21 protein-coding genes and 1 rRNA gene are annotated in these 26,321 nt (G+C 69.9%); 3 read left to right on the top strand and 19 right to left on the bottom strand.

What is annotated here, in order from left to right; translation table 11 throughout:
* Nucleotides 1-35: 35 nt before the first annotated feature.
* From ACFC1X_RS08140 to ACFC1X_RS08095, 10 genes are all read right to left on the bottom strand, one after another.
* Nucleotides 36-3,269: a type I restriction endonuclease subunit R gene (locus tag ACFC1X_RS08140; RefSeq protein ID WP_376349843.1), complete on the bottom strand. Its 3,234-nt coding sequence runs from the start codon at nucleotides 3,267-3,269 to the stop codon at nucleotides 36-38.
* Nucleotides 3,266-4,531: a restriction endonuclease subunit S gene (locus tag ACFC1X_RS08135; RefSeq protein WP_376349842.1), complete on the bottom strand. Its 1,266-nt coding sequence runs from the start codon at nucleotides 4,529-4,531 to the stop codon at nucleotides 3,266-3,268. The genes ACFC1X_RS08140 and ACFC1X_RS08135 overlap by 4 nt, the downstream gene beginning before the upstream one ends.
* Nucleotides 4,531-6,144, bottom strand: a complete 1,614-nt coding sequence (locus ACFC1X_RS08130; protein ID WP_376349840.1) for a type I restriction-modification system subunit M — start codon at nucleotides 6,142-6,144, stop codon at nucleotides 4,531-4,533. Before ACFC1X_RS08130 ends, ACFC1X_RS08135 begins: the two co-directional genes overlap by 1 nt.
* Nucleotides 6,145-6,238: 94 nt before the next feature.
* The gene (locus tag ACFC1X_RS08125) at nucleotides 6,239-8,371 is read right to left on the bottom strand and encodes an N-6 DNA methylase (protein WP_376349838.1); all 2,133 of its coding nucleotides are present in this window, start codon (nucleotides 8,369-8,371) and stop codon (nucleotides 6,239-6,241) included.
* A 61-nt stretch (nucleotides 8,372-8,432) separates the two neighbouring features.
* Nucleotides 8,433-9,110, bottom strand: coding sequence for a hypothetical protein (locus tag ACFC1X_RS08120; protein ID WP_376349836.1), 678 nt, complete (start codon nucleotides 9,108-9,110; stop codon nucleotides 8,433-8,435).
* A gap of 432 nt (nucleotides 9,111-9,542) precedes the next feature.
* The gene (locus ACFC1X_RS08115; RefSeq protein ID WP_376349835.1) at nucleotides 9,543-11,240 is read right to left on the bottom strand and encodes a uroporphyrinogen-III synthase; all 1,698 of its coding nucleotides are present in this window, start codon (nucleotides 11,238-11,240) and stop codon (nucleotides 9,543-9,545) included.
* On the bottom strand, nucleotides 11,237-12,196 hold the full coding sequence (gene hemC, locus ACFC1X_RS08110) for a hydroxymethylbilane synthase (RefSeq protein ID WP_161329798.1): 960 nt from the start codon (nucleotides 12,194-12,196) through the stop codon (nucleotides 11,237-11,239). Before hemC ends, ACFC1X_RS08115 begins: the two co-directional genes overlap by 4 nt.
* Nucleotides 12,193-13,905: a glutamyl-tRNA reductase gene (locus tag ACFC1X_RS08105; RefSeq protein WP_376349832.1), complete on the bottom strand. Its 1,713-nt coding sequence runs from the start codon at nucleotides 13,903-13,905 to the stop codon at nucleotides 12,193-12,195. Before ACFC1X_RS08105 ends, hemC begins: the two co-directional genes overlap by 4 nt.
* On the bottom strand, nucleotides 13,902-14,666 hold the full coding sequence (locus ACFC1X_RS08100) for a redox-sensing transcriptional repressor Rex (RefSeq protein WP_376349831.1): 765 nt from the start codon (nucleotides 14,664-14,666) through the stop codon (nucleotides 13,902-13,904). The genes ACFC1X_RS08105 and ACFC1X_RS08100 overlap by 4 nt, the downstream gene beginning before the upstream one ends.
* Before the next feature lie 274 nt (nucleotides 14,667-14,940).
* Entirely contained in the window at nucleotides 14,941-15,291 is a 351-nt protein-coding gene (locus ACFC1X_RS08095) for a glutaredoxin family protein (protein WP_361353525.1), read from the bottom strand.
* A gap of 96 nt (nucleotides 15,292-15,387) precedes the next feature.
* Between ACFC1X_RS08095 and ACFC1X_RS08090 the strand changes: the two genes are divergently transcribed.
* The 3 genes from ACFC1X_RS08090 (at nucleotide 15,388) to ACFC1X_RS08080 (ending at nucleotide 18,907) form a co-directional block, all read left to right on the top strand.
* Nucleotides 15,388-16,317: an HAD family hydrolase gene (locus ACFC1X_RS08090; protein ID WP_376349829.1), complete on the top strand. Its 930-nt coding sequence runs from the start codon at nucleotides 15,388-15,390 to the stop codon at nucleotides 16,315-16,317.
* A 312-nt stretch (nucleotides 16,318-16,629) separates the two neighbouring features.
* A complete protein-coding gene (locus tag ACFC1X_RS08085; protein ID WP_376349828.1) occupies nucleotides 16,630-17,433 on the top strand; it encodes an ECF subfamily RNA polymerase sigma factor, BldN family in 804 nt (267 codons plus the stop codon).
* Nucleotides 17,434-17,659: 226 nt separating this feature from the next.
* The gene (locus ACFC1X_RS08080; protein WP_376349827.1) at nucleotides 17,660-18,907 is read left to right on the top strand and encodes a DUF5667 domain-containing protein; all 1,248 of its coding nucleotides are present in this window, start codon (nucleotides 17,660-17,662) and stop codon (nucleotides 18,905-18,907) included.
* A gap of 45 nt (nucleotides 18,908-18,952) precedes the next feature.
* Here ACFC1X_RS08080 and ACFC1X_RS08075 read toward each other — a convergent pair whose 3' ends face one another.
* The 9 genes from ACFC1X_RS08075 to rrf form a co-directional block, all read right to left on the bottom strand.
* A complete protein-coding gene (locus tag ACFC1X_RS08075; RefSeq protein WP_376349825.1) occupies nucleotides 18,953-20,017 on the bottom strand; it encodes a lysophospholipid acyltransferase family protein in 1,065 nt (354 codons plus the stop codon).
* A gap of 14 nt (nucleotides 20,018-20,031) precedes the next feature.
* A complete protein-coding gene (locus ACFC1X_RS08070; RefSeq protein ID WP_376349824.1) occupies nucleotides 20,032-21,093 on the bottom strand; it encodes an NAD-dependent epimerase/dehydratase family protein in 1,062 nt (353 codons plus the stop codon).
* Nucleotides 21,094-21,314: 221 nt separating this feature from the next.
* Nucleotides 21,315-21,413, bottom strand: coding sequence for a 30S ribosomal protein bS22 (locus tag ACFC1X_RS08065; RefSeq protein ID WP_003948845.1), 99 nt, complete (start codon nucleotides 21,411-21,413; stop codon nucleotides 21,315-21,317).
* 108 nt (nucleotides 21,414-21,521) lie between these two features.
* On the bottom strand, nucleotides 21,522-21,734 hold the full coding sequence (locus ACFC1X_RS08060) for a helix-turn-helix domain-containing protein (RefSeq protein WP_004984898.1): 213 nt from the start codon (nucleotides 21,732-21,734) through the stop codon (nucleotides 21,522-21,524).
* A gap of 129 nt (nucleotides 21,735-21,863) precedes the next feature.
* A complete protein-coding gene (locus ACFC1X_RS08055) occupies nucleotides 21,864-22,679 on the bottom strand; it encodes a phosphatase (RefSeq protein ID WP_376349822.1) in 816 nt (271 codons plus the stop codon).
* A 217-nt stretch (nucleotides 22,680-22,896) separates the two neighbouring features.
* Nucleotides 22,897-24,069, bottom strand: a complete 1,173-nt coding sequence (locus ACFC1X_RS08050) for an acetoin utilization protein AcuC (protein ID WP_376349820.1) — start codon at nucleotides 24,067-24,069, stop codon at nucleotides 22,897-22,899.
* Nucleotides 24,020-25,255, bottom strand: a complete 1,236-nt coding sequence (locus ACFC1X_RS08045) for an MFS transporter (protein ID WP_376349818.1) — start codon at nucleotides 25,253-25,255, stop codon at nucleotides 24,020-24,022. Before ACFC1X_RS08045 ends, ACFC1X_RS08050 begins: the two co-directional genes overlap by 50 nt.
* A 78-nt stretch (nucleotides 25,256-25,333) precedes the next feature.
* Nucleotides 25,334-25,981 (bottom strand): HAD family hydrolase, encoded by a 648-nt coding sequence (locus tag ACFC1X_RS08040; RefSeq protein ID WP_376349816.1) that lies wholly within the window; start codon nucleotides 25,979-25,981, stop codon nucleotides 25,334-25,336.
* A 63-nt stretch (nucleotides 25,982-26,044) separates the two neighbouring features.
* Nucleotides 26,045-26,161, bottom strand: a 5S ribosomal RNA gene (gene rrf / locus ACFC1X_RS08035).
* Nucleotides 26,162-26,321 lie beyond the last annotated feature (160 nt).

The following is a 26,321-nucleotide window of genomic DNA, read 5'->3' as shown; positions in this document are numbered from 1 at the left end:
GCACCGAAGCCTCGGTGCGGGCCCGTCACGCGGCATCAGGCCAAACCCTCCGCCATCTCCTCGGCCTGCTTCAGCACCCGGTCGATCGCGTCCCGCTGCTTGCCCGGCGGGTAGCCGTGCTTGCGCAGCAGACGCAGCACGCGGGCCATGATCCGGTCCCGGGCCTGCTCCTTCACCTTCCAGTCGACCGTGACGTCCTTCCGGATCTGCTCGTACAGCTCGTGTGCGATCTTGGCGAGGACGCTGTCTTCCATCTCCTCCACCACGGAAGGGTCGGCGGCGAGGGCGTCGTAGAAGGCGAGTTCGTCCTCGGACAGGCCGAGCTTTTTCGCCCTCCCCCGGTCGGCCGACACCTCGCGTGCCAGCTCCACCAGGAACTTCATGAACTCGGCGGCCGTGAGCAGGCCGTTGGTGTACCGGTTCATGGCGCGCTGCATCTTCTCCGTGAAGGTGCGCTGACGGGTGATGTTGTTCGGGTGAGCGTCCTTGATCTCCTTCATCAGCGCGCGCCGAAGTGCCGCGATGGCGAGGTTGGGGTGCCGGCTGCTCTGGAGGTCCCGCAGCACCCGGTCGTCCAGGTGGGAGAGGTCGGGCTTGGTCAGCCCGGCCGCGTCGTAGATGTCCACCACGCCGTCGGCGGCGACGACGGACTCGTTGAACTGGGCGATCACCAGCCGCAGGTCGGCGGCCGTGGCGAGTCCCTGTTCCTCCTTCTCGTCAACGGTGTACTTCTCGCGCGAGGTGCGTACGGCCTCGAAGAAGCGGATGTCGGGGAGCAGGTCCTGCACGCGCCGGTCGGTCGGGCAGAGGGAGAAGGCCTGACGCAGCAGGTTGGCGTGGTGCATGAACCGCTGCCTGCGGGTGGCCTTGCCGGGTTCCAGCCGCGGTTCCGGCGCGATCAGGAACTCAAGCGCCTCAGTCAGGGCCTCCCGGTAGGCGGAGGGCACGCCCGCGTCGCGGATGCTCCGCCAGGCGCAGTCGGCGAGGAGCGCGTCGATGTGCTGGTGGCTCTCGCGTACGAGCTTGACGGCCTCGTCGAGGTCCGCGCCCAGCATCGGGTGTTTCTGGTCCTGCTCGGAGTACTCGGCCAGGGCTTCCTTGATCTCGCGGATCACGCCCTGGAAATCGACGACCAGGCCGGACGGCTTGCCGGGCCAGGTTCGGTTGACGCGCGCGATGGCCTGCATGAGCGCCGCGCCGCGCATGCGCTTGTCGAGGTAGAGGGTGTGCAACGGCGGAGCGTCGAAGCCGGTCAGCCACAGGGACTGGACGATGACCAGTTCCAGTGGGTCCTCTTCCTTGGTCACCCGCTCCTGGATCTTCTTGAGCTGAGTGGGGGTGCGGACGTAGTCGGCGACCTCCTCGCCGTCCTTGGCGGGATTGCCGGTGAAGACAACCCTGATCCGACCCGTGTCGTCCGTCAGCAACTGGGTCTTCGGGTCACGCTCGCCCGCCCAGTCGGGTCGGCGGCGGATGATCTCCTCGAAGAGCCGCGCCGCGATGACCCGGGACGCGCAGACGATCAACCCCTTGCCCCGGTGCCCGGTGAGTTTGACCATCTCGCTGCTGCGGGCGTCCCAGTGCGCGAACAGCTTCCCTGCGAGTTCCCCGATCCGCTTCGGAGCGCCGATCAGGTTCTCGTACTCCCCGAACTGCTGACGGGCCCTGGCCTTCTCCTCCTCCGACAGCCCCTCTATCAACCCCTCGGCGCGGGCGTCGAGGTCGTCGAGGTCGACGTCGGCGGGCAGATGTACCCGGATCAGGTGCGGCTCGTAGAAGACGGGGACGGTCGCCCCGTCGTCGACGGCCTGGGTGAGGTCGTAGGTGTGGATGTCCTCGCCGAAGACGCCCCGGGTGCTGCCGACGCGGTTCTCGATGGGGGTACCGGTGAACGCGATGAAGGTGGCGTTCGGCAGGGCGTCGCGCAGGTTGCGGGCGTAGCCGTCGATGAAGTCGTAGTGACTGCGGTGGGCCTCGTCGACGACGACGATGACGTCACGGCGGGGGGAGATGAGCGGATGCCGGACCCCGGCTGCGCGCTCCTCCGGGGTGAGACGGAACTTCTGGAGAGTGGTGAAGATGACCCCACCGGCCTGCCGTGTGAGGAGTTGCCGCAGCTGGTCGGCATCGTCCGCCTTCTCCGGCGGTTCGCCGACGACCTTCTCCAGCGTGCGGCTCGTGGTGAAGGTCCTGCGGAGCTGGGTGTCCAGGTCGATGCGGTCGGTGAGGAGGACGAACGTCGGTTTGGCCAGCTCGGGACTCCGGGTCGCCTTGACGACGTAGAACAGCATCTCCTCGCTCTTGCCGGCGCCCTGCGTGTGCCAGACGACTCCGGCGCGGCCGTCGGTGGCCACGGCGGATTCAGTGGCCCGTACGGCTGCGTTGACGGCGACGTACTGGTGGGCCTTGGCGAGCTTGACCGCGTCGACGGCGCCGGATTCCGGGGCGGAGTAGGACAGGAAGTTCGCGATCAGGTCCAGAAGTCGGGTGGGCTCGAACACGCCGTAGATCATCCGCTCCAGGGCACGGCCGTCCTGGCGCTCGTCCTTGCGGAGCATGACGTCGTGCTCGTCGGCGTGCCAGGGGGCCATGTGCTGCCAGGGCGTGAACGGCGTGCCCATGCGGGCGGTGATGCCGTCGGAGACGAGAGTGACGAGGAGTGTGTGGAAGGTGCCGGTCTCTTTCAACTCGCGCCGGTAGCCCTGGACCTGGTCGTAGGCGGTACGGGCGCTGTCGTTGCTGTCGGCCTTCTTCAGCTCGATGACGGCAAGGGGGAGGCCGTTGACGTACAGGACGATGTCGAAGACGAAGGTCCGGTTCTTCGTGCTGCGCACCCGTACCTGGGAGGCGGCCACGAGGTCGTTGCCGTGCGGGTCGCTGAAGTCGACGGGGCGGATGGTGGCGTGCCGCGTCTCGCCGGTGGCGGCGTCGTCGTAGGGGACGCGGACGCCGCCGGTCAGGCGTTCGTAGAACCGGTGGTTCTCACGGAGGTCGTTCCGGGTGTGCCAGCGCAGCAGCTCGTTGGCGGCGTCGTCGGCGACGTGGTCGGGCAGACGCGGGTACCGGTTGCGGATCGCCTTGAGCAGGCGCGGACGGAGGACCAGATCGTCCCAGTCCGCACGCACCCCGTAGGCGGGACCGAGCTCCGGCCCCGGAACGTGCTGCCACCCGTACTCGGCGAGCAGCTCGAGCGTGTGCGCCTCCAACTCCTTCTCGGTGAGCCGGTCTATCGGCGGCTCACCGAGCGACGACTCGGCACCTGCGGTCATACGACCTCCTCAACGGTACGAACGGCGTCCTTCACGCGGAGCTTGCCGGAGAGTAGCTGGGGGAGAAGAGTGTCGCGGAGGTCGGCAAGGGTGCGGTTCTCATTCCTCACCGCAGCAGCCTGCGCGTGCAGTGGAGCGCACTTGCTGGTGAACTCGGCGAGTGCGGCCTCCGAAAGAAGCGTGATCCGCAAGGATTTGATGTCTCCGAGGCTCAGGTAGTCAGCCATATCGGTCTGCCCCTTCATGCCTGCCGCCTGACGCCAGAATTCCGGGCCACGCATCCAGTGGAACAGATAGACACTCGACAGCCGGGAAACAGCTCCGGGACGGAAATAGCAGACCTGGGGACTGTACACGAACTCAGGATGATCAGCAGAGATCAGCGCGACTCGACCGACAGTGCCTTTGGTGGTCAGCACGACATCTCCCGACCTTGATGTCTTCTTCCCCATGGCAGGGCGATATTCGTCACTCACATAGTCCGAGAAAGCAGGGTGAATTTCACCGTCCGCAATTTCGGCCACTCGCAGGATGGGGAGTCCAGGCTGCCCGTGCTCAGCACGCTTCGTGCGATAGCCGTCACCGAACTCTAGTTGACCTCCTGCTGCAAGCTGCGCAACCGTCACAACCGTTCCCTCGTTGCTACCCTGGTTTGCAACCTGCGAGTAGCAGTCTGCCAGCTCAAGAGAGGCAGCACAGGCCTGCTCATTGAGCGCGATCTTGTCGTCCAGGGCGCCGAGCACTTCGGCGATGGCCTGCTGCTCGCAGAGGGGCGGCAAGCTCAAGGTGATGGCTCGGAGCTGCGTGAGATTGAAACCCGGAACCGAGCTGCCGATCGCTGCCCCTTGCACCCGCGAGACCATGGCTGGTGACGACATCGCGTAGTACATAAAGAGCGGGTCGGCCAATCCCTTGTCCAGGGAGAGCTTCATCTGTTTGTTAGACACGATGTATCGGTCATATCGCGCCCTATTGCTAATCAGACCAACTTGGCCGATGCTACCCCAGCAGGTAAATACAAGGTCTCCGCCGGCGACCATACTGCGCTGAAATGCATTGGCCTTCTCAGCACTGATGAATACAACTTCGCCATCACTCAGCCGAGTACCAACGTCCAAACTGAGATTGGCACCGCGGATCACAGGTACTCCAGTATCAAGGAAGTACCGAGAAGAGATGGCAGATCCGAACGGCCCAGTTGCGAGTGAATTTTTACCGGGCGCGGCAAGCTCAGCGATCGTGTACGTCTTCCAATCACTCATCACACCCTCCCCAACTGCTCATCCACAACCTTCGCCAACCGCTCCGACTCCGCGAACTGCTCCCGAAGCAGGGCCGTCAGCCGCGCGATCTTCTCCTCCACCGGCTCCGCGTCCGGGTCCGCCTCCGCCTCCGCGACGCCCACGTACCGCCCCGGCGTCAGCGCGAAGTCGTGCTCGGTGACAGCATCCAGCGAAGCGCTCACGCAGAAGCCCGGCACGTCCTCGTAGGGACCGGCCCCCTCCACGCCCCGCCAAGCGCGCACCGTGTCGCCGATCCGGTGGACGATCTCCTCCTCCGTCAGCTTCCTCAGCGTGCGGTTCTCCATCTCACCGAACTCGCGCGCGTCGATAAACAGCACCTCCCCCTTCCGCCCCGGCGCCCACCCCGAGTGCCGCCCCTTGCCCTCCGCCAGGAACCACAGGCACGCCGGGATCTGCGTGGACCGGAACAACTGTCCCGGTAGGGCGATCATGCAGGCCACGAGGTCGGCCTCGACGATCGCGCGGCGGATGTCGCCCTCGCCCGACTGCTTGCTGCTCATCGAGCCGTTGGCCAGGACGACACCGGCCCGCCCGCCCGGGGCCAGCTTGCTGATCATGTGCTGGAGCCAGGCGTAGTTCGCGTTGCCGACCGGCGGGGTGCCGTACACCCACCGCTTGTCCATGCCGAGCAGTTCGCCGCCCCAGTCGGAGATGTTGAAGGGCGGGTTGGCCATGACCACGTCCGCCTTCAGCTCCGGGTGCTGGTCGTTGCGGAACGTGTCGGCCGGCTCGTCGCCCAGCTTGGCCTCGACGCCGTGGATCGCGAGGTTCATGTGGGCCAACTGCCACGTGGTCTGGTTGAGTTCCTGGCCATAGACGGCGACGTTCAGCGGGTTGCCGCCGTGCGTCTCGATGAACCTCTCCGCCTGGACGAACATGCCGCCCGAACCGCACGCCGGGTCGTAGACCCGCTCGCCCTGCTCCGGTTCCAGGACCTCGACCAGGAGCTTCACCACACTGTCGGGGGTGAAGTACTCACCACCCTTGCGGCCCTCCTTCAGGGCGAACTCGGCGAGGAAGTACTCGTAGACCTCGCCCATGAGGTCCCGCGCGCCCTTGCGCCTGCCGTCGTCGCCCAGCTGTTCCTGGAAGACCAGCCGGTCCAGCAGTTTCACCAGGCCGGCGAGACGCTCCTCGTCGACCTGACCGCTGTTGTAGATCTTCGGCAGGGTCCGGTTCAGCACGGGGTTGAACTTCTCGATGGCGCGCATCGCCGCGTCGATGGTCTCGCCGACGCTGTCGCCCTCCACCGTGCCCTTCGCCCGCTCCAGCACGCTCTCCCAGCGGGCGGCCGGCGGAACGTAGAAGATGCCGGAGCCGGTGTACTCGCGGCGCTCCTCCAGGGTGGCGAGGATGTCCTCCTCGCTCCAGCCGCCCTCCTCGCGCAGCTCGGCCTCCAGCTGGGCCCGCTTCTCGGCCATGGCGGCGGAGACGTACTTGAGGAAGACCAGGCCCAGAACGAAGTGCTTGTACCCGGCGGCGTCCAGGCTGCCGCGGAGCTTGTCCGCCGACGCCCAGAGCACCTTCTTCATGTCCTGGGGTTCAGCCGTCTTCTTCTTACGTGGCGGCACGGATGCCTCACTTCTTTCCTGATCGTGGTGTTCTTCGTCGTACGCCGTGGTGGACGGCGCTCTGGTGCTTGTCGTCGGCTCACCCAGCCGTGCGTCAGCCGCTGCCGGGTCTGCGGCGCAGCGCCAGGTCCCCGTCGGCGACCCCGGCCGCCAGCCGCTGGGCCAGGTTGTCCAGTGCCGCGAGTTGCCGCCGTACGTCGGCGCGCTGCCGGTCCGTCTCGGCCAGGACTGCCTCCAGCTCGGCGACCTCCTCGGGTGACAGCTCGGGCAGGTCCATGTCCCGCACGCTCACCCTGCGGACCAGCGAGCCACTGCCGCGGTGCTGGTTGCGCGGGGCGGCAAGCAGCTGAGCCAGCGGGTGCGGGCGCATCCACACCTCCCGGGGCCGCACCTCCCCGGCGAGGTACTTGCGGTACGCCGGGATGCGCAGCCCCTGAACGGGTGCGAGCAGGACGCATCCGCCCGCGTCGTCCACCCGCGTACGCACCCCGTGCTCGGTGAGCAGGAAGACGTCACCGCGCTCCGTGGTCAGCGCCTGAGGGTACGCCGCCAGGTCCTCCAGAGCGATCCGCCGCTGCCCGAGCGGCAGGGCGCCGAGCATCTCCTCACGACCGACGACCATCAACCCGGCGTCCCCTGTGTCCGACTCGCGGATCCGGTGCCCGGTCAGGAGCCTGAGCTGGCCTGCCCGCAGGTGGTCGCCGACCCTGCGGTGAGCCACCTCGCTGCCGGGGGCCCGCCTGGCGACGCCGAGATCGCCGATCCATTCCCTGAGCCGAGGCAGAGCCGTCGCGGCCTCGCGGCGGGCGTCCAGGGTGGCGGAGAAGTGGTCGAGGCCCTTCTCCTTCGTGCCGAGCCGGTGCGCGGGCAGGACCGACCGGCCGTCGAGAAGCACGCCTCCCGTGCGGCCGGCCCCCGGCGCGGGAAAGACCTCGGCTTCCTCGGCCACCGGTGACCTTCCGTCCTCCAGCACCTTCGCGACGTACGCGGGCCAGGTGTCCCCGACGCGGCGGGCGATCCGGTCGGCGTCGACCAGCAGCACCCGGCCCCGGTCCTCGGACGGCGCCCCGTCGCGCAGCACGAGCAGCGCATGCTCCGCACCTGTGCGAAACCGGTGGATACGGCGCGGCAACTGGACGATCGCCGCGACCGCGTCCCGGCGCAGCAACTCCTCCCGCATCCGTGCGTTCGGGGTGGGCGTCGCGCCACGCGGCCGGCTCAGGGTCCAGGTCGGGACGACGACCAGGCCCCGTCCGCCGGGCTTCAGGCGACGCACTGCTTCGAGGGCCCAGCTGAGCGGTCCCGTCTCTGCGCCCTCCTGTTCCCCTGCGGCGTACGGCGGGTCGGCGATGACGAGATCGGCGGACGAAACGCCTCCGGACCGGAGTTCGTCCAGTTCCCCGAGGCTCGCGCAGACGTCCACGGCGTTGCGGCGGTGAGCGAGGAGCCGATAAAAGATGATCTTGCGACGTAAGGCGTCGGGCTCCACCGCGACGGTGTGTTCGCGTTCGCGGACGTCGCCCACGGCGAACAGCAGCTCTCCGATGCCGGCGCACAGATCGATCAGAGTCGGACGGTCCGGGCCGGACCCCGGGGTGTCCACCGGACCGGCAAGGGCGCTGATCAGTTCCGCGACGGCGGCGGGAGTCGCGTCCGTGACGAGGTCCGACTCCAGGCGTTCGGCCAGGCTCAGCACCGTGTCGGCGGCGGCACCGGGCGAGCCGAGTTCCCCGACGAGGTTCCGGACGACGCCCACGACGCGGGAATCGGCGGCTTCCGCGTCCTCCAGCAGGCCAATGGGCAATGCCTCGGGGTACCGGTCGGTTCCCTCGCTTGCCGCGGCACACACAGCCAGTGCGTCAACGACGACTCGCTCCGCCGAGCCCAGTTCGTGCCGCAGGGCCACCAGTCCACGCAGCCGCAGACCTCGCCGGAACCGGTCACCGTAGGTGGGGAGCGTTCCGTCTTCCCCGGGCTCGGCGTCCGGGATCGGGCGTAGGTCCAGCCAGGACGCCACCTCCTCGGCGTCGAAAAGAGGCCTGCTGTCGCTGCCTCCCACCGGATCGGGGAAGGGAGGGCGCCTGACACCGCCCGACTGGACGGCTCCCCTGGCGAACCTGCGCCGCCAGTTGCTGACCGTGGGCCGGCCGACCTCGGCGAGCTCCTTGATCTCGCCCAGCGAGACCAGCGACGCCGCGTCCGCCTCTTCCCGCGTGCGCGTGGTCATTCCCGCTCCCATCCGATTCCCTTCCCGTCCGTAGCGGCTTTCGCCACGGGCACCCACGGCCTCACAACCGCATGGGCTCCTTGCCCGACAGCACCGCACTCCTGCGCGCCAGTACCTCCGGGGCCTGCCCGTACTTCTCGTGGCGGTCGGCCATCTCCGGCGAGACGTACCGCAGCAGCGTCAGCGCGGTCTTCAGGTCCTCCTCCAGGTGCCGCTGGAAGATGCACTCGTGGTGGGCGATCCGGTTCCGCAGCGTGAGCATGAACTGGAGCTTCTTGTATAGGTCGGGCCGCCCGCCGCGATGCTCACGGAAAAGGTGGCGGAGCGACGGGTACCAGTACTTCATCTCGTAGTTGTCGCCACCTCCGCGTCCCAGGAGGCTGACCCAGAAACCGAACGACAGCTGCGCCACGATGTCGCACGGTCCGAACGGACGGTACGGAAGCCTGTCCTCCAGAGTCTCCCGAGCCCGGTCCAGCATGTCCTGCCCCTTGTAGTTGGGCCGGGCCCTCGGAAGGTCCCACCAGTCCTCCCTTCCGTGACGCCCCGCGAGCTGACGGTGGAGCCGGTTGCGCAGGCTCACCTCGAGGTCGCGCAGGGGGCTCTGCAGCGCCCTGGCCGCCTCCGAGTCCCAGGCGTAGAGCCGCAGGGCCCGGGTGCGATCACCGCCGCACCGGTGCAAGAACGGCTGGAACCGTTCCGGAGAGATGACCTCGATTAACCGGTCGTCTTCATTCACCCCTCGCGCACTCAGCGTCATCACACGCCCTTTCCCCCGTGACCCGCCCGTGCTAGGGTCTGTCGAGTAAGCCTTGGATAACTGTCACTGCTTCGCATACAGCCCTTGGCAGTGCTTGGTTGTGACCCTCGAGTCCGCCCGCCGGTATCAGGCGGACTCGAGGGCACAACTGCTTCTGGACGCAGAGCGGTTTGAGCCGACATCACCATGACTGCGGCACCACTAAACACAGTAGTAGGCGTCAAGCCTCATGGTCAACGCTTTCGAGCTACAAACCTTTGAGAAGCCCGCTTCTCAGAAGTTACCTGGTGATTTTTAAGGCTTGAAAAGTGCCGCCCTCCGCCGGAGAACAAACAGCCCCGCCATCTCTGTGGATGGCGGGGCTACTCGCTTGTTCGGTTGTGTCCATGTGGCCCTGGGCTTCGACGACCGCTACGTTGAAGACCGCCGTCTGCGCGCCCCCGGCCGCCGTTCGCTCGGCCGGGTCACCGGGTCGCCGGCCTCCACGGCCGCCGCGCGGCGCCGGGCGCCGAAGTCGGCCAGGGCCTCCGCCAGCTTCAGCACCGACGGCTCCGGAGCCATGACGTCGACCCGCAGGCCGTGCTCCTCGGCCGTCTTGGCCGTCGCCGGGCCGATACACGCGATCACCGTGACGTTGTGCGGCTTGCCCGCGATGCCGACCAGGTTGCGGACCGTGGACGACGACGTGAAGAGCACCGCGTCGAAGCCGCCGCCCTTGATCGCCTCCCGGGTGGTGGCCGGCGGCGGCGAGGCGCGCACCGTGCGGTAGGCCGTGACGTCGTCGACCTCCCAGCCCAGCTCGATCAGCCCGGCGACCAGGGTCTCCGTGGCGATGTCGGCGCGGGGGAGGAAGACGCGGTCGATGGGGTCGAAGACCGGGTCGTAGGGGGGCCAGTCCTCCAGGAGACCGGCCGCCGACTGCTCGCCGCTCGGCACCAGGTCCGGCTTCACGCCGAAGGCGATCAGGGCGTTGGCCGTCTGCTCGCCCACCGCGGCGACCTTGATCCCGGCGAAGGCACGGGCGTCGAGCCCGTACTCCTCGAACTTCTCCCGGACCGCCTTCACCGCGTTGACCGAGGTGAACGCGATCCACTCGTAGCGGCCCGTGACCAGGCCCTTGACCGCCCGCTCCATCTGCTGCGGGGTGCGCGGCGGCTCCACCGCGATGGTCGGGACCTCGTGCGGCACGGCGCCGTAGGACGTCAGCTGGTCGGAGAGCGACGCCGCCTGCTCCTTCGTCCGCGGCACGAGGACCTTCCAGCCGAACAGCGGCTTGGACTCGAACCACGACAACTGGTCGCGCCGGGCGGCGGCGGAACGCTCGCCGACCACGGCTATCACCGGGCGGCCACCGTCCGGGGACGGCAGCACCTTCGCCTGCTTCAGCGTCTGCGCGACCGTGCCCAGCGTCGCGGTCCAGGTGCGCTGCCTGGTCGTCGTACCGGCGATCGTCACCGTCAGCGGCGTGTCCGGCTTGCGGCCCGCCGACACCAGCTCGCCGGCGGCCGCGGCCACCGAGTCCAGCGTCGTCGAGACCACGACCGTGCCGTCCGAGGCACCGACCTCGGTCCAGCAGCGGCCGGAGGCCGTACGGGCGTCCACGAACCGCACGTCGGCGCCCTCGGCGTCACGCAGCGGCACACCGGCGTACGCGGGCACACCGACGGCGTTCGCGATACCGGGGACCACCTCGAAGGGCACCCCGGCCGCGGCGCACGCCAGCATCTCCTCGGCGGCGTACGCGTCGAGCCCGGGGTCCCCGGTCACCGCACGCACGACCCGCCTGCCGCCCCGCGCGGCCTCCATGACAAGATGTGCGGCATCCCGCACAGCGGGGACGCCCGAGGTCGTTGACGCTCCGTCAACTACCTTCAGTTGGGGCGCTCCTGTGCCCGGATCCGACGGTTCGGCATCCGTGTGCACTTCGGACACGCCCTGCCGCGCGTGCGTACGTACGACGTCGAGCACCTCGTGCTCGGCGACGAGGACGTCCGCGTGCGCCAGCGCCTCCACGGCGCGCAGAGTCAGCAGTCCCGGATCTCCGGGTCCGGCACCGAGGAAGGTGACGTGCCCGTGCTCCGGACCGGCGGGAAAGGCGGTGGGGCTCAATGTGCTCGCTCCCCCATCAGACCGGCCGCGCCCTGGGCGAGCATCTCGGTGGCGAGTTCGCGACCGAATGCCAGCGCCGCCTCGTGCGTCTCGGGCACGGGACCGGTGGTGGACAGCTGCACCAGCGTCGAGCCGTCGGTCGTGCCGACGACGCCGCGCAGGCGCATTTCCTTGACAGTCTGCCCGTCGGCCAGAAGGTCGGCCAAGGCGCCCACAGGGGCGCTGCAGCCGGCCTCCAGGGCGGCGAGCAGTGACCGCTCGGCCGTTACGGCGACCCGCGTGAACGGGTCGTCGAGTTCGCCGAGCGCGGCGATCAGCGAGGCGTTGTCCGCCGCGCACTCGATCGCCAGTGCCCCCTGGCCGGGGGCGGGCAGAACCGTGTCGACCGACAGGAAGTCGGTCACCTCGTCGCTGCGGCCCACCCGGTTCAGTCCGGCGGCGGCCAGCACGACGGCGTCCAGCTCACCGCTGCGGACGTATCCGATGCGGGTGTCGACGTTGCCCCGGATCGGGACCGTCTCGATCTCCATCCCGTGGGTACGGGCGTACGCGTTGAGCTGGGCCATGCGGCGCGGTGCGCCGGTGCCTATGCGCGCCCCGCGCGGGAGGTCGGTCAGCTTGCGCGCGTCCCGGGCGACGACCACGTCCCGCGGGTCCTCGCGCTCCGGTACGGCGGCCACCACCAGGCCCTCGTGCTGCGCGGTGGGGAGGTCCTTAAGCGAGTGAACCGCGAAGTCCACCTCGCCCCGCAGCAGCGCGTCGCGCAGCGCCGCGACGAACACGCCCGTGCCGCCGATCTGCGCCAGCTGTTCCCGCGAGACGTCCCCGTACGTGGTGATCTCGACCAGCTCAACGGGCCGACCGGTCACCTGGCTCACGGCGTCCGCCACCTGCCCGGACTGGGCCATGGCGAGCTTGCTCCGCCTCGTCCCCAGCCTCAGTGCCTTCTCAGTCATGCCGGCCCTCGGTTCTTCTCAGTGCTGTTCTCGGCGCGGGAGACGGAGGCCACCGTCTCCTGGTCGAGGTCGAACAGGGTGCGCAGCGCGTCCGCGTACCCGGCGCCGCCGGGCTCGGCCGCGAGCTGCTTGACCCGTACCGTCGGCGCGTGCAGCAGCTTGTCGACCACACGCTTGACGGTCTGGGTGATCTCGGCGCGGTGCTTGCCGTCGAGGCCGGGCAGCCGCCCTTCGAGGCGGGCGATCTCACCGGCCACCACCTCGGCGGCCATGCTGCGCAGCGCGACCACGGTGGGCGTGATGTGCGCGGCGCGCTGGGCGGCGCCGAAGGCCGCGACCTCGTCGGCGACGATGCGGCGGACCATGTCGACGTCGGCGGCCATCGGTGCGTCGGCGGAGGCGTCGGCGAGGGACTCGATGTCGACCAGGCGCACCCCGGCCAGCCGGTGCACGGCGGCGTCGATGTCGCGCGGCATGGCGAGGTCGAGGAGGAAGAGCACGGGCTGCGGGCGCGGCACCTCGGCGACCGGCTCGGGCCGGCGGCGCTCGGGGATCCGGCCGACGCTCGCGGCGGTCGCGGCGAGCGCGCCGATCAGCTCGGCGTCCGCCTCCGGCCCCGGCCGCCCGGACTCGCGCGAGCGGTCCACCGCGGCACCGCCCGCGGCCCAGGCCCCGTGCTGCTCCAGCGTCGCCGCGTCCATGCCCGCCACGGCGGCCTCCCCCATGACGGAGAAGCCGGTCGGCACGGCGGACAGGTCGAGCGGACAGTTCTCGTCGCCACCGGCGCCCGCCGACGGCAGCGGCGCTTCGGCGCCCTGCGGCTCGTCGCGTACGGGGGTGGGGCCGGCCTCGGCGGCGGGGGCGCCGGTACGGCCCTCCACCGTCGCGGCGACGGAGTCGGCCGTGAGGACGAGACCGGTCGCGCCGGTGCAGGAGACGGCCACGTCGGCACGTGTCAGCTCGAACGGCACCGAGTCCATCGGTACCGCGCGGGCCAGCACGTCCGTGTCGTCGCCCTCGGAGAGGATCTGTGCGAGGCGCTCGGCACGCTCGAAGGTGCGGTTGGCGACCACGATCTCGGCGACCCCGGCCCGGGCCAGCGTCGCGGCGGCCAGCGACGACATCGAGCCGGCGCCGATGACCAGGGCCTTCTTGCCCTGCGCCCAGGTCTGGGGGTCGGCCCCCGCGGACAGCTGCTCCAGGCCGAAGGTGACCAGGGACTGCCCGGCGCGGTCGATGCCGGTCTCGGAGTGGGCGCGCTTGCCGACCCTGAGGGCCTGCTGGAACAGGTCGTTCAGGAGCCGGCCGGCGGTGTGCAGGTCCTGGGCGCGGGCCAGGGAGTCCTTTATCTGGCCGAGGATCTGCCCCTCGCCGACCACCATCGAGTCGAGCCCGCAGGCCACCGAGAACAGGTGGTGGACGGCGCGGTCCTCGTAGTGCACGTAGAGATGGGGAGTGAGCTCCTCCAGGCCGACCCCGCTGTGCTGGGCGAGCAGCGTGGACAGCTCGGCGACACCGGCGTGGAACTTGTCCACGTCGGCGTACAGCTCGATGCGGTTGCAGGTGGCCAGCACCGCGGCCTCGGCGGCCGGCTCTGCGGCGACCGTGTCCTGCAACAGCTTGAGCTGCGCGTCCTCACCGAGCGACGCCCGCTCCAGGACGCTCACGGGGGCGCTGCGGTGGCTCAGCCCGACGACGAGGAGACTCATGCCGGCATCACGGCGGGTACGTCCCCGTCGGGTCCCTGGTCGGTGGGGCGCTGCTTGCGGGCGACGGAGGGCGGTGCGACGCCGTCGGCCGCGGCCTCCTCGCCGGCCTTCCGCTGCTCGTGGAAGGCGAGGATCTGCAGCTCGATGGAGAGGTCGACCTTGCGCACGTCGACGCCCTCGGGGACGTTCAGCACGGTCGGCGCGAAGTTCAGGATGGAGGTGACACCGGCGGCCACGAGCCGGTCGCAGACCTGCTGGGCGGCGCCGGCGGGGGTCGCGATCACGCCGATCGACACACCGTCGTCGTCGATGATCTTCTCCAGCTCGTCCGTGTGCTGCACCGGGATGCCGGCCACGGGCTTTCCGGCCATCCCCGGATCGGCGTCGATGAGCGCGGCGACCCGGAATCCGCGGGAGGCGAACCCGCCGTAGTTGGCGAGGGCGGCACCGAGGTTACCGATTCCGACGATCACAACCGGCCAGTCCTGGGTGAGGCCGAGTTCACGGGAGATCTGGTAGACGAGATACTCGACGTCGTACCCGACGCCCCGGGTCCCGTAGGAGCCGAGGTAGGAGAAGTCCTTGCGGAGCTTCGCGGAGTTGACCCCGGCCGCGGCCGCCAGCTCCTCGGAGGAGACCGTGGGCACCGAACGCTCGGAGAGCGCGGTGAGGGCGCGGAGGTACAGCGGAAGCCTGGCGACGGTGGCCTCGGGAATCCCTCGGCTGCGGGTCGCCGGTCGGTGTGTTCGGCCAGTTGCCACGGTGCTCCTGCGGGTAGAGCGGGGCTGTAGGCGGTCATACGTCCCTACATGACCGCCCCGTCGAATGCAGGCTATGTCTTTGTGAACGCGTGCACAAAGATGGTGTCCGATTTGCCCGGCCAACGTGACCGGGGTCACGCGCCCCCGGCGCACGGGACGGGAACCGGCGCACACGCACCCTCGTTCCTCACTCATCGGGGGCAAAGCCGTACACGCTCCTCACGATCAACGCCCCCGAGACCTGGTCACCATCGATCCTAAGCGACCATACGGACTACTTGGACTGGTCGGTCAGTGCCTTGCGCAGCCGTTCCTCGTTCACACGCCAGAAGGTGTGCTGCCTGCCGTCGACCAGGACGACCGGGATCTGCTCCCAGTACTGGTCGTGGAGTTGGCGGTCCTGGGTGATGTCCTTCCCCTCCCAGGGGACACCCAGGTCGGCGCAGACCTTCTCCACGACGAGCTGTGCGTCATCACACAGATGACAGCCGGGTTTGCGGATGAGGGTGACGAGATGGTTCTCGGAATGCTCAGGGGACTGGGCGGAGTGCGGGGCCCCCGGGGTCTGCGGGGGCTGCGGGGCCTGCGCGGGCTTTCGGCGGAAGAGGGGACTCATGCCGGCCATTCTCCCGCGCCCTTTAACGACCCGGTCGTCCAGAGTTCACAGCGTGCGAACCTCTCGACTCCGAAGCCTCCGAACAAACTGGCTATGCTCACGGGCATGGCCGCTCTCGGATGGCTCTCTCCCCGTAGGCGCTCCGCCACGGCGCGGAGTGTGTTGGCAGGCGAGGCTTCGGCGGAGGCAGCCCGCAAGTCCGCGCGGTCCGCACCGGAGACCGCGCCCGACTCCGGCGCGGAACCGGAGTTCCCGGTCCACGGCGACGACCGGGCGGCGGCCTTCTTCGACCTCGACAACACCGTGATGCAGGGCGCCGCGATCTTCCACTTCGGCCGGGGCCTGTACAAGCGGAAGTTCTTCGAGACCCGCGACCTCGCCCGGTTCGCCTGGCAGCAGGCGTACTTCCGGCTGGCCGGGCTCGAGGACCCGGAGCACATGCAGGACGCCCGCGACTCCGCGCTGTCGATCGTCAAGGGCCACCGCGTCTCCGAGCTGAAGTCGATCGGCGAGGAGATCTACGACGAGTACATGGCCGAGCGGATCTGGCCCGGCACCCGCGCCCTCGCCCAGGCCCACCTCGACGCCGGACAGAAGGTCTGGCTGGTCACGGCGGCCCCGGTGGAGATCGCCCAGGTGATCGCCCGCCGCCTCGGCCTGACCGGCGCGCTCGGCACGGTGGCTGAGTCCATCGGCGGCGTCTACACCGGCAAGCTGGTCGGCGAGCCCCTGCACGGCCCGGCGAAGGCCGAGGCGGTACGGGCGCTGGCCGCGGCGGAGTGCCTGGACCTGTCCCGCTGCGCCGCCTACAGCGACTCGCACAACGACATCCCGATGCTGTCGCTGGTCGGACACCCGTACGCGATCAACCCCGACTCCAAGCTGCGCAAGCACGCCCGGGAGCTGGAGTGGCGCCTGCGCGACTACCGCACCGGCCGCAAGGCGGCCAAGGTCGGCATCCCCGCGGCCGCGGGCGTCGGCGCGGTGGCGGGCGGCACCGCGGCGGCCATCGCGCTGCACCGCCGCCGCCGTTGACCCAAGCCATGTGACGTACCCGCGGGACGCCGTCTCCAGTCCCGGTTCCTCACACTTCCTCACATCGGCCACAACACGCTCTGTAGCAACAAGGAACCCGAACCGTTTCGGTCATTTACTGATCACTCTGCCGCATCCGATCGAGCGTCAATCGGGCACAGAAGCGACGTAATCGATGATTTGAGCAACTGGGCGTAGCAGTGCCTGCACGAAGCGTTATTCTCCTCAGACGCATTCCGGTACCCCACCTTCGCTACGACGGGTGACAGGTTCCGAACTGCACGTGATGGAAGCTCTGCCTCTGGGAGTCCCGTGTACCCACACGTCGGGGTTGACGCCTCGGGCCTGGCTACGCTGCGCGCAACGGTCAAATCAGCCCAAGACCTGTTGCGCGGCTTCGTCCCCACCGCGTATGCCGTCCCCGCCGTCTCCGCCCTCGCCGCCGCCGCCGCGCCCGCCGGTCCGTGCTACGCACTGGCCGAAGGGAGCGCCGCCGTCGGCAGACGCGCGCGGTCGTCCTCGTCCGGGACCGCCGCCACCACCCACCGCCGCCCCGCCGCGGACAGCGACAGCGCCCGCATGATGGACCTGGTCGAACGGGCCCAGGCCGGTGAGGCCGACGCCTTCGGCCGGCTCTACGACCAGTACAGCGACACCGTCTACCGCTACATCTACTACCGCGTGGGCGGCAAGGCGACCGCCGAGGACCTCACCAGCGAGACCTTTCTGCGGGCCCTGCGGCGCATCGGCACCTTCACCTGGCAGGGCCGTGACTTCGGCGCCTGGCTGGTGACCATCGCCCGCAACCTGGTCGCCGACCACTTCAAGTCCAGCCGCTTCCGGCTGGAGGTCACCACCGGCGAGATGCTCGACGCCAACGAGGTCGAGCGGTCCCCCGAGGACTCCGTCCTCGAGTCGCTCTCCAACGCCGCCCTGCTGGAGGCGGTACGACGGCTCAACCCGCAGCAGCAGGAGTGCGTCACGCTGCGCTTCCTGCAGGGCCTCTCGGTCGCCGAGACCGCCCGCGTCATGGGCAAGAACGAGGGCGCCATCAAGACGCTCCAGTACCGCGCCGTGCGCACCCTCGCGCGGCTGCTCCCGGAAGACGCCCGCTGACCCTCCGCGTTTTTCAAATCACCATCGGTGAAAGTCGGTTGGGACAGCGGTCCGATCATCCACCGTCCGTAACCCAAGTGCCGCGCCGCTCGTTGTGCGGGATGCAGGCTCCCTGTGGTCACTCCCCGGCCGACTCCGATCACCCGATCGGATGGTTCCGATCGGGGCGTGCAACCCTCAGGACCCCCTGGGGAGTCGACCGTCATGACGAGAGGAGGTGCCGCCAGTGATCGCGAACGTATCGGCACACCGGCGGGCGAACGCCTTCGCCCAGGCTCTGGAGGAGCAGTCCGATCCCGGGACGGCCGCCGAGCAGTCCGGAGGACCGGCGACCGCCGGGGCCACCGCGGATCCGACCGAGCAGGGTCACCTGGTGACCCTCGCGCAGGGTCTGGAGACGCTGCCCCGGCCGCAGCTGGATCCCGAGGTCAAGGTCGTCCAGCGGGCCCAGCTGGTGGCCGCGTTCGAGGCCATGCTGCAGGAGGGCACCGCGGGCGGTGGGGCGGGGGACACGTCGGTCCCGGAGCAACGCCGGGCGCGCGGCAGCCACCGGGCGGCCCCGCTGAGCAGGTTCCGGCCCCGTTCGCGGCTGGCCAAGAGCCTCACCGCGGGCGGACTGAGCGTGAGCGTGGCCGCGGGAGCCTTCGGCGGAGTCGCCGCCGCCAGTTCGGACGCCCTGCCCGGCGACTCGCTGTACGGCCTCAAGCGCGGCATAGAGGACTTCCGCCTCGGCCTGGCCGATGGGAACGACGAGCGCGGCCGCGCCTACCTGGACCGGGCCTCGACCCGGCTCGGCGAGGCCCGACGGCTGATGGAGCGCGGCCGCAGCGGCCCCCTCGACCACGAGTCGCTCGGCGAGATCCGCCGCGCCCTCTCCGGCATGCAGCACGACGCCGCCGAGGGACACCGCCTGCTCAGCGCGGCCTACGCCCACGACCCCGACTCATTGGCCCCCATGCAGGCCCTCTCCTCCTTCTCCCGTTCCCATCGGGAGACCTGGGGAGCGCTGCGCGAGCGGCTGCCCGTGCAGCTGGGGGACGTCAGTGAGCAGGTGTCGTCGGTGTTCGACGCCATAGACGACGACGTGGCCCCGCTGCAGTCCATGCTGCCCCGGCCGCCCTCCCAGGACGAGGACCGCGGCACCGGCGGCCGTCCGGGCGGCTCAGGACCGGCGACCACGGACACGCCCGGCACCGACCGCTCGTCGGCCCCCGGCACCGGCGACTCCGGCACGTCCGACCGCGGCCGCACCGACAGCCGCGGTCCCAGCGAGTCGTCCGACTCCGGCCGCGAGGACGACGGGCTCCTCGGCGGCGGCACCGGCGGCCTGCTCGACCCGCCCAAGGAGGACTCCGGCCCCGCCTCCCCGTCGACGGGCGACAACACGCCGCCCACCGAGCCGGACGTCACCCTCCCGCCCCTCCTCCCGGGCCTCCTGCCCGGCCTGGGCATCGAGGCGGAGGACGCGGACTGACACGCGTGGGGTGCTCCCTGGAAACAGGGGGCACCCCACCGCCGCTCAGAAGAACACCGACCGCCGCTGCACCAGCAGCTTGTAGAGCGTGTGCTGGATCTGTTCCCTCACCTGGTCCGTCAGGTTGAACATCAGCATCGGATCCTCCGCCGCCTCCGGCGCGTACCCGTCCGTCGGGATCGGTTCGCCGAACTGGATCGTCCACTTCGTCGGCAGGGGGACCGCGCCCAACGGGCCCAGCCACGGGAACGTCGGCGTGAGCGGGAAGTACGGGAAGCCCAGCAGCCGCGCCAGGGTCTTGGAGTTGCCGATCATCGGGTAGATCTCCTCCGCCCCGACGATCGAGCACGGAATGATCGGCGCCCCCTGCCGCAGGGCCGTGGAGACGAAACCGCCCCGCCCGAACCGCTGCAGCTTGTAGCGCTCGCCGAACGGCTTGCCGATGCCCTTGAAGCCCTCCGGCATCACCCCGACCAGCTCGCCCTGAGCCAGCAGCCGTTCGGCGTCCTCCGCGCAGGCCAGCGTGTGCCCCAGCTTGCGCGCCAGCTCGTTGACCACCGGCAGCACGAACACCAGGTCCGCCGCCAGCAGCCGCAGATGCCGGTCCGCCGGATGGTGGTCGTGCACGGCGACCTGCATCATCAGCCCGTCCAGCGGCAACGTCCCGGAGTGGTTCGCGACGATCAGCGCACCGCCCTCGGCCGGGATGTTCTCGACGCCCTTCACCTCGACCCGGAAGTATTTCTCGTACACCGGCCGCAGCAGCGACATCAGCACCTGGTCGGTCAGTTCGGCGTCGTACCCGAAGTCGTCGACCTCGTACTCCCCGGTGAGACGGCGACGCAGGAAGGCCAGCCCACCCGCGATCCGCTGCTCCAGGCCGCCGTCCGCGTCCTGCTCCCGCTCCACGGGGACGTCGTCCTCCGCGGCGCCCCGCACCGGCAGCGGCCGCACCTCCCGCACCGGCGCCGGCTCCGCCGTACCCTTGCGCCGGCTTCCCGCACCGCGGCGCCGCGCCGGACGCGGTACCGCGTTACCGCCGCTCGCACCTCCCGCACCGCTCCCCCGCGACCGGTCGTCGTCGAACGGAATGACCTTGGCGTCCGCCATTGTTGATGCGCTCCTCAGTTGGCGCTCTGCGTCGGAAGGTGGCCGTTGTCCCGGCGGGACAACTCCGCGATCCGGTCGACGGCCCCCGCGAGGGCCTCCGGCGGCAGCAGCCCGGCACCGCGGCTGCGCGCGAAGTCCGCGAACGCTCCGGCCGTCGTGTACTTCGGCCGAAAACCCAGCGTCTCGCGCATCTGCGTGGTGTCCACCACCCGCCCGTGGGTGAGCAGCCGGATCTGCTCGGGGGAGAAGTCCGTCATCCCCAGCGTACGCACGAGCGTGCCCGCCCAGGTGACCGCCGGCAGCAGCAGCGGCACCGTGGGGCGCCCCAGCCGCCGCGAGCACTGGGACAGCAGCAGCACGCCGTCGCCGGCGATGTTGAAGGTCCCGCTGTTCAGCGTGGACCGCCGCGGCTCGTGCGAGGAGATCCGCAGCACCTCGATCACGTCGTCCTCGTGCACGAACTGCAGCCGGGGGTCGTACCCGAACACCGTCGGCAGCACCGGCAGCCCGAGGTACGAGGCGAGCGGCGTACCCGCGTCCGGGCCGAGGATGTTGGCGAACCGCAGCACGGTCACCGACACGTCCGGCCGACGGCGCGCGAAGCCCCGCACATACCCCTCGACCTCGACCGCGTCCTTGGCGAAGCCGCCGCTGGGCAGGGACTTGGGCGCGGTGGTCTCGGTGCAGACGGCCGGGTCGCGCGGCGCGGACCCGTAGACGTTGGTACTGGACTTCACCACCAGGCGCTGCACGGTCGGCGACTTCTGGCAGGCACCGAGCAGCTGCATCGTGCCGATGACGTTGGTCTCCTTGACCGACGTACGGCTGCCGCTGACCAGCGGCGTGCCCGTGACGTCCATGTGCACGACCGTGTCGGCACCCGTCTCGGCCAGCACCCGGCCGATCGCCGACTGCCGGATGTCGGCCTGCACGAAGTCCGCGCCGCCCAGATGGTGCTCCGGCGGGACGGCGTCCACGCCCACGACCCGGTCCACGTCGGGATCACGCTGGATACGCCGGACGAACCGGCCCCCGAGTTGCCGGGCCACTCCGGTCACGAGCACGACCTTGCCCAAGATCAGCGCCTTCCTTCCGCCCTACTGCGTACCCTGCCGCGTTCCCCGCCCGCCGGCCAACTTAGCCGGTCGGTGTTGCGCTGTGATGACCGCCGGATGCAGCAGGTGACGAGAAATCGCGGTCCCGTCCCGCGCCGGGTACCCGGGATACCGGAATACGACTGTGGCCCCCCACCGGAGGCGGTGGGGGGCCACAGGACACGCTGACGGCGCAGCGTCGCTTACTTCTTGTTGCGACGCTGAACGCGCGTGCGCTTGAGCAGCTTGCGGTGCTTCTTCTTGGCCATCCGCTTGCGCCGCTTCTTGATAACAGAGCCCACGACTACCCTCGCTCACTTCTCATCACTCGGTTGGTGAGCGCCATGGGCCCACACGACCTACGAGGGGCCAGCCTACCCGCCCGAGCGCTGAGGTCGTAATCGAGGCCGTCAGGCCGTTTCCACCCCCACGTAGCTCTCGCGGAGGTACTCGTGAACCGCTTGCTCCGGGACGCGGAACGACCGTCCCACCCGGATCGCGGGCAGATGACCGCTGTGCACCAACCGGTACACGGTCATCTTGGACACGCGCATCACCGAGGCGACTTCCGCCACGGTAAGGAACTGAACCTCGTTCAGAGGCCTTTCGCCAGCTGCAGCCATGACACACCTGAACCTTCCGCACTCGACGGCCACCGGCTTCCCCTTCCGGTGACTCTTCGTCGCTGCGTGCTCACTCCCCAATGTAGGGGCGGGTGATGCGAATGGGGAAGAGGTGCACCCATCGCTTCCCTACCGTGACAGACACGCCCGTTTGAGTACGTAGCGGGTGAGCGGTCTGTAGTACTCGGAGCGCACAGCGTCATCAAGTGGAACGACGACGGACACGAACCCCTCGGCCTCCCCGACGAAGAGCGCGGGATCGTCCGTATCGGCCGGCCCGATGGCCTCGAACCCCAGCTGACCTGCTCCGCAGACCCACCCGTGATCGCCGATCACCAACTCGGGCAGCGGCCCGCCCGCCTCGGCCGCGGCGGCCAGCGCGGTACGAACCGGGAGCGGCGAGTGGGTGTGTGCGCCCGGCTCACCACAGGCGCGACCGCCGCCGTCCGCTCGCAGCAGGGCGACGCCCCGGACGTAGTCGAGGCGGTACGTGCGTAGACCGAACCGGGTCGTTATGTCGACACAGCGACCCTGCGCCGGGGTGAGGACAGTACATCCCGCCGCCGACAACGCCTCGGCCAAGGCGGCGTAGAAACCGAGCAGTCGATGCGGATGCCCGGTGCCGAGGAGGACCGGGCCACGACGCTGAGCGACGGCGGCGAGCCTGCCCGCGAAGGCGTCCAGCGCCGCGAGGGTCCGCTCGGGGTCGATCACGTCCTGGCCCGAAGTATCCCGCGGATCGGCCGAGACCCCACACCTCTCCGCCATCAAGGCGACCAGTTCCCGGTGCCCCCAGTCCCCCACCGGGTCGATCCCGATCAGCACCCGGGGATCCCGCGCGGCGAACAGCCGGTAACTCCGCAGACTCACCTCCCGAGCAGTCGCCACCACCCCGGCAAGCCGCACCTCCACCAAATGAGCCCGAAGAGCCCCACGCGTCACCACCCACCCGATGCTGCCGGGTCCGCCGCGCCGGGAACCGAGGAACCCCGAAACTACGCACGGTCGGCGTAACCCCACAGCCTCCTAGCTGCGGGCAATCGTGCCGCTGGGGCGGCACGGGTGGGCGCAGCGGCACCCGGCCAGCGCCGGCCCGCGACACCCACCCCCGGCCCACACCGACGCAGGCCCACCGATCAACGAACCCCCGTACCAACCCCCGTCACGCCAACAACCCCCGCAACGGAAACACCGCCCGCCGAGCTGCCACCACCGCCTGATCCAACCGATCCCCGGGGTCGTACCCCTCCTCCCACGACGCCCACCCCACCGGCCACCGCCCATCAGTCATCCGCACCGGCCCCAACTGCCGCGTCCGCGCGAACACCTCCTGCCGCCACCCCTCCGGAATCACCGTCTCCGGCTCCACCGGCCGCCCCGCCGCGATCCCCACCAGATGCGCCCACGACCGAGGCACCACATCCACCACGGCGTACCCGCCCCCACCCAGGGCCACCCACCGCCCCCCGGCGTACTCGTGCGCCAGCTCGTGGCACGCCACCTGCACCGCCCGCTGCGCGTCCAGCGACACCGCGAGATGCGCCAGCGGATCCTCGAAGTGCGTGTCCGCCCCGTGCTGCGTCACCAGCACCTGCGGCCGGAAGTCCGCGAGCACCTCCGGCACCACCGCGTGGAACGCCCGCACCCACCCCGCGTCCCCCGTCCCCGCCGGCAGGGCGATGTTCACCGCCGACCCCTCGGCGCACTCCGCGCCCGTCTCCTCGGGCCACCCGGTCTGCGGGAACAGCGTCCGCGGATGCTCGTGCAGCGACACCGTCAGAACGCGCGGGTCCTCCCAGAACGCCGCCTGCACCCCGTCCCCGTGGTGCACGTCCACATCGACGTACGCGACCCGCTCGGCCCCCAGCTCCAGCAGCCGCGCGATCGCCAGCGCCGCGTCGTTGTAGACGCAGAACCCGGAGGCCGCGCCCGGCATCGCGTGGTGCAGCCCGCCCGCGAAGTTCACCGCGTGCAGCACCTGGCCGCGCCAGACCGACTCCGCCGCACCCACCGACTGCCCGGCGATCAGCGCCGACACCTCGTGCATCCCAGCGAAGGCGGGGTCGTCGATGGTCCCCAGCCCGTACGACATGTCCGCCGCGCCCGGATCCACCGACGCCGCCTTCACCGCGTCGATGTAGTCCTGCCGGTGCACGAGCCGCAGCGTTGACTCGCCGGCCGACCGCGCCGCGACGACCTCCACCTCCCGGTCGAGCCCGAGGGCACCGACCAGACTTCGCGTCAGGGCCAGCCGGACCGGATCCATCGGATGCTCCGGCCCGAAGTCATAGCCCGTTACTGCCTCGTCCCACATCAGCTGTGCGCGGCCGCTCATGCCCGCCACCGTATCGGTCCGGTTGAGTCTCGAACGACCGGGCGTACACGACCGTCACCAGCACCAACACCATCGGTACGAGCATCGCCCCGCGGTAGCTCCAGGCGTCCCCGAGCGCTCCCACCAACGGCGAACCGATCAGGAAGCCGACGTAGTTGAACACGTTGAGCCGCGCCACCGCCGCGTCCGACGCCCCGGGACCGTACTTCTCGGTGGCGAGCCGCCCCGCCGCGGCGAACGTCTGCGGCACCAGCACACACAACCCCAGCCCCAGCAGCGTGAACCCGAGCATCCCCACCCAGGCCCCCGGCGCCCCCGCCACCACCGCGAACCCCACCGCCGCGACGACCGACCCGCTCCGCACCACCGCCACGGCCCCGAACCGCCGCACCCCGAAGTCCCCGACCGCCCGCCCGACCAGCGTGGTCACCATGTACACGTTGTACGGCACGGTCGCGAGCTGCTCCGAACTCCCCAGCACGTCCTGGAGGTACTTCGCACTCCAGTTGGAGACGGTCGAGTCCCCGATGTACGCGAACGTCATCACCAGACACAGCGGCAGCAGCAGCTTGAAGCCGATCCCCGCACCGCCCCCGCCCGGCCCAGCCGCCCGCGCCGCTCCACTCCGATCCCCGTCGACGTACCACCGGCTCCCCACCAGCGCGGCCGGCAACAGCAGGACGACGACCGGCAGATACGACACCCACAGCGCCAGATCCCAGTGCGCCCCCACCCACGCCAGCGAGGCCCCGAGAATCCCGCCGAGGCTGTACGCCGCGTGGAACCCGAGCATGATGCTGCGCGCGTACGCCCGTTGCAGACTGACCCCGAGCATGTTCATCGACGCGTCCAGCGCTCCCACGGCCAGCCCGAAGACGCCCAGCGCCACGGCCAGCACCACCATCCGGTCCCCCGCCCCGACGCCGAGCAGGGACAGCAGCACCACCGGCTGGGACCAGCGGAGCACCCGGCTCGGCCGCACCCGGCGCACCAGACGCTCGGTCGCCACACTCCCGGCGCCGGCCAGGATCGGCACCGCGGCGAGGAACACCGGCAGCAGCGCGTCGGAGACGCCGTACCGGTCCTGAATGGCCGGAATCCGGGTCACCAGCAGGGCGAAGGCGACGCCCTGGGCGAAGAAACCGAACGCGAGCGAAGCCCTACCGCGCCGCAGCACATCAGTCATGGCGGCGAGCGTAGGGCCCCGGCCTACCCGTGGGTAGATCCAGCCAAAGATGAATTCCCCTCAGCTTCACGGAAGATGTCAGCCCGCCAGCAGGTCGGCCAGCTCCCCCATGTCGCCGAACAGCCGCCCGGCTCCGGTCAGCTTCGAGGCCGGGGTCATCGCGGTGAACCCGTACACGTCCATCCCGGCGGCGACGGCGGCGCGTACGCCCAGTGGACTGTCCTCGATCACGACACACCGCTCCGGCGCCACCCCCATCCGCTCCGCCGCGTGCAGGAACAGATCCGGCGCCGGCTTCCCCCGCCCCACGTCCTGCGAACTGAAGATCCGCTCGTCGTCGAACCACCGGTCCAGCCCGGTCTTCCGGTGCCCGACCCGAATCCGCTCATGGCTCCCGGACGAGGCCACGCAGTACGCCACCCCGTCCGCGGCAAGCTTCTCCAGCACTCCGACGGCCCCGGGCACGGGCTCCAGCTCCTGCTCGAAGGCGGCGAAGACCCGCCCGTGGAACACGTCGTCGAAGTCCCCGGGCAGCCGCCGACCCGTCCGCTCCAAGATGAGTTCATGGATCCGGTGCATCGCGGAGCCCATGTAGTCCCGAATGGAGTCGTCGTACGACGTCGGGTGGCCCAGCTCCGTCAGATAGCCGGCCAGCAGCCGATTGGAGATCGGCTCACTGTCGACGAGGACGCCGTCGTTGTCGAAGATAACCAGGTCGTAGCGCATGGAAAGACCCTAAACGCAGAAAGCCCCGCACCGTTCCCCGTGCGGGGCTTTCATACAATGATTGTTCGGCGGCGTCCTACTCTCCCACAGGGTCCCCCCTGCAGTACCATCGGCGCTGTAAGGCTTAGCTTCCGGGTTCGGAATGTAACCGGGCGTTTCCCCTACGCTATGACCACCGAAACACTATGAAACAGACAACCAGCCGCCCCTGTGACCGGGAGCGGGTTGTTCGTGGTTTCAGAACCAACACAGTGGACGCGAGCAACTGAGGACAAGCCCTCGGCCTATTAGTACCGGTCACCTCCACACCTTGCGGTGCTTCCAGATCCGGCCTATCAAC

Origin of the sequence: Streptomyces sp. NPDC056128, assembly GCF_042263835.1 — a bacterium.
Taxonomy (GTDB): domain Bacteria; phylum Actinomycetota; class Actinomycetes; order Streptomycetales; family Streptomycetaceae; genus Streptomyces.
The sequence above is the reverse complement of the archived record's forward strand: the minus strand, read 5'-3'. Positions and strand labels throughout refer to the sequence as shown.

Bases quoted from the DNA above. Each gene is read 5' to 3' on its own strand.
- ACFC1X_RS08140 (WP_376349843.1), bottom strand. From the start codon at position 3,269: ATGACCGCAGGTGCCGAGTCGTCGCTCGGTGAGCCGCCGATAGACCGG.
- ACFC1X_RS08135 (WP_376349842.1), bottom strand. From the start codon at position 4,531: ATGAGTGATTGGAAGACGTACACGATCGCTGAGCTTGCCGCGCCCGGT.
- ACFC1X_RS08125 (WP_376349838.1), bottom strand. From the start codon at position 8,371: ATGACCACGCGCACGCGGGAAGAGGCGGACGCGGCGTCGCTGGTCTCG.
- hemC (WP_161329798.1), bottom strand. From the start codon at position 12,196: ATGACTGAGAAGGCACTGAGGCTGGGGACGAGGCGGAGCAAGCTCGCC.
- ACFC1X_RS08105 (WP_376349832.1), bottom strand. From the start codon at position 13,905: ATGAGTCTCCTCGTCGTCGGGCTGAGCCACCGCAGCGCCCCCGTGAGC.
- ACFC1X_RS08095 (WP_361353525.1), bottom strand. From the start codon at position 15,291: ATGGCCGGCATGAGTCCCCTCTTCCGCCGAAAGCCCGCGCAGGCCCCG.
- ACFC1X_RS08090 (WP_376349829.1), top strand. From the start codon at position 15,388: ATGGCCGCTCTCGGATGGCTCTCTCCCCGTAGGCGCTCCGCCACGGCG.
- ACFC1X_RS08075 (WP_376349825.1), bottom strand. From the start codon at position 20,017: ATGGCGGACGCCAAGGTCATTCCGTTCGACGACGACCGGTCGCGGGGG.
- ACFC1X_RS08060 (WP_004984898.1), bottom strand. From the start codon at position 21,734: ATGGCTGCAGCTGGCGAAAGGCCTCTGAACGAGGTTCAGTTCCTTACC.
- ACFC1X_RS08050 (WP_376349820.1), bottom strand. From the start codon at position 24,069: ATGAGCGGCCGCGCACAGCTGATGTGGGACGAGGCAGTAACGGGCTAT.
- ACFC1X_RS08045 (WP_376349818.1), bottom strand. From the start codon at position 25,255: ATGACTGATGTGCTGCGGCGCGGTAGGGCTTCGCTCGCGTTCGGTTTC.
- ACFC1X_RS08040 (WP_376349816.1), bottom strand. From the start codon at position 25,981: ATGCGCTACGACCTGGTTATCTTCGACAACGACGGCGTCCTCGTCGAC.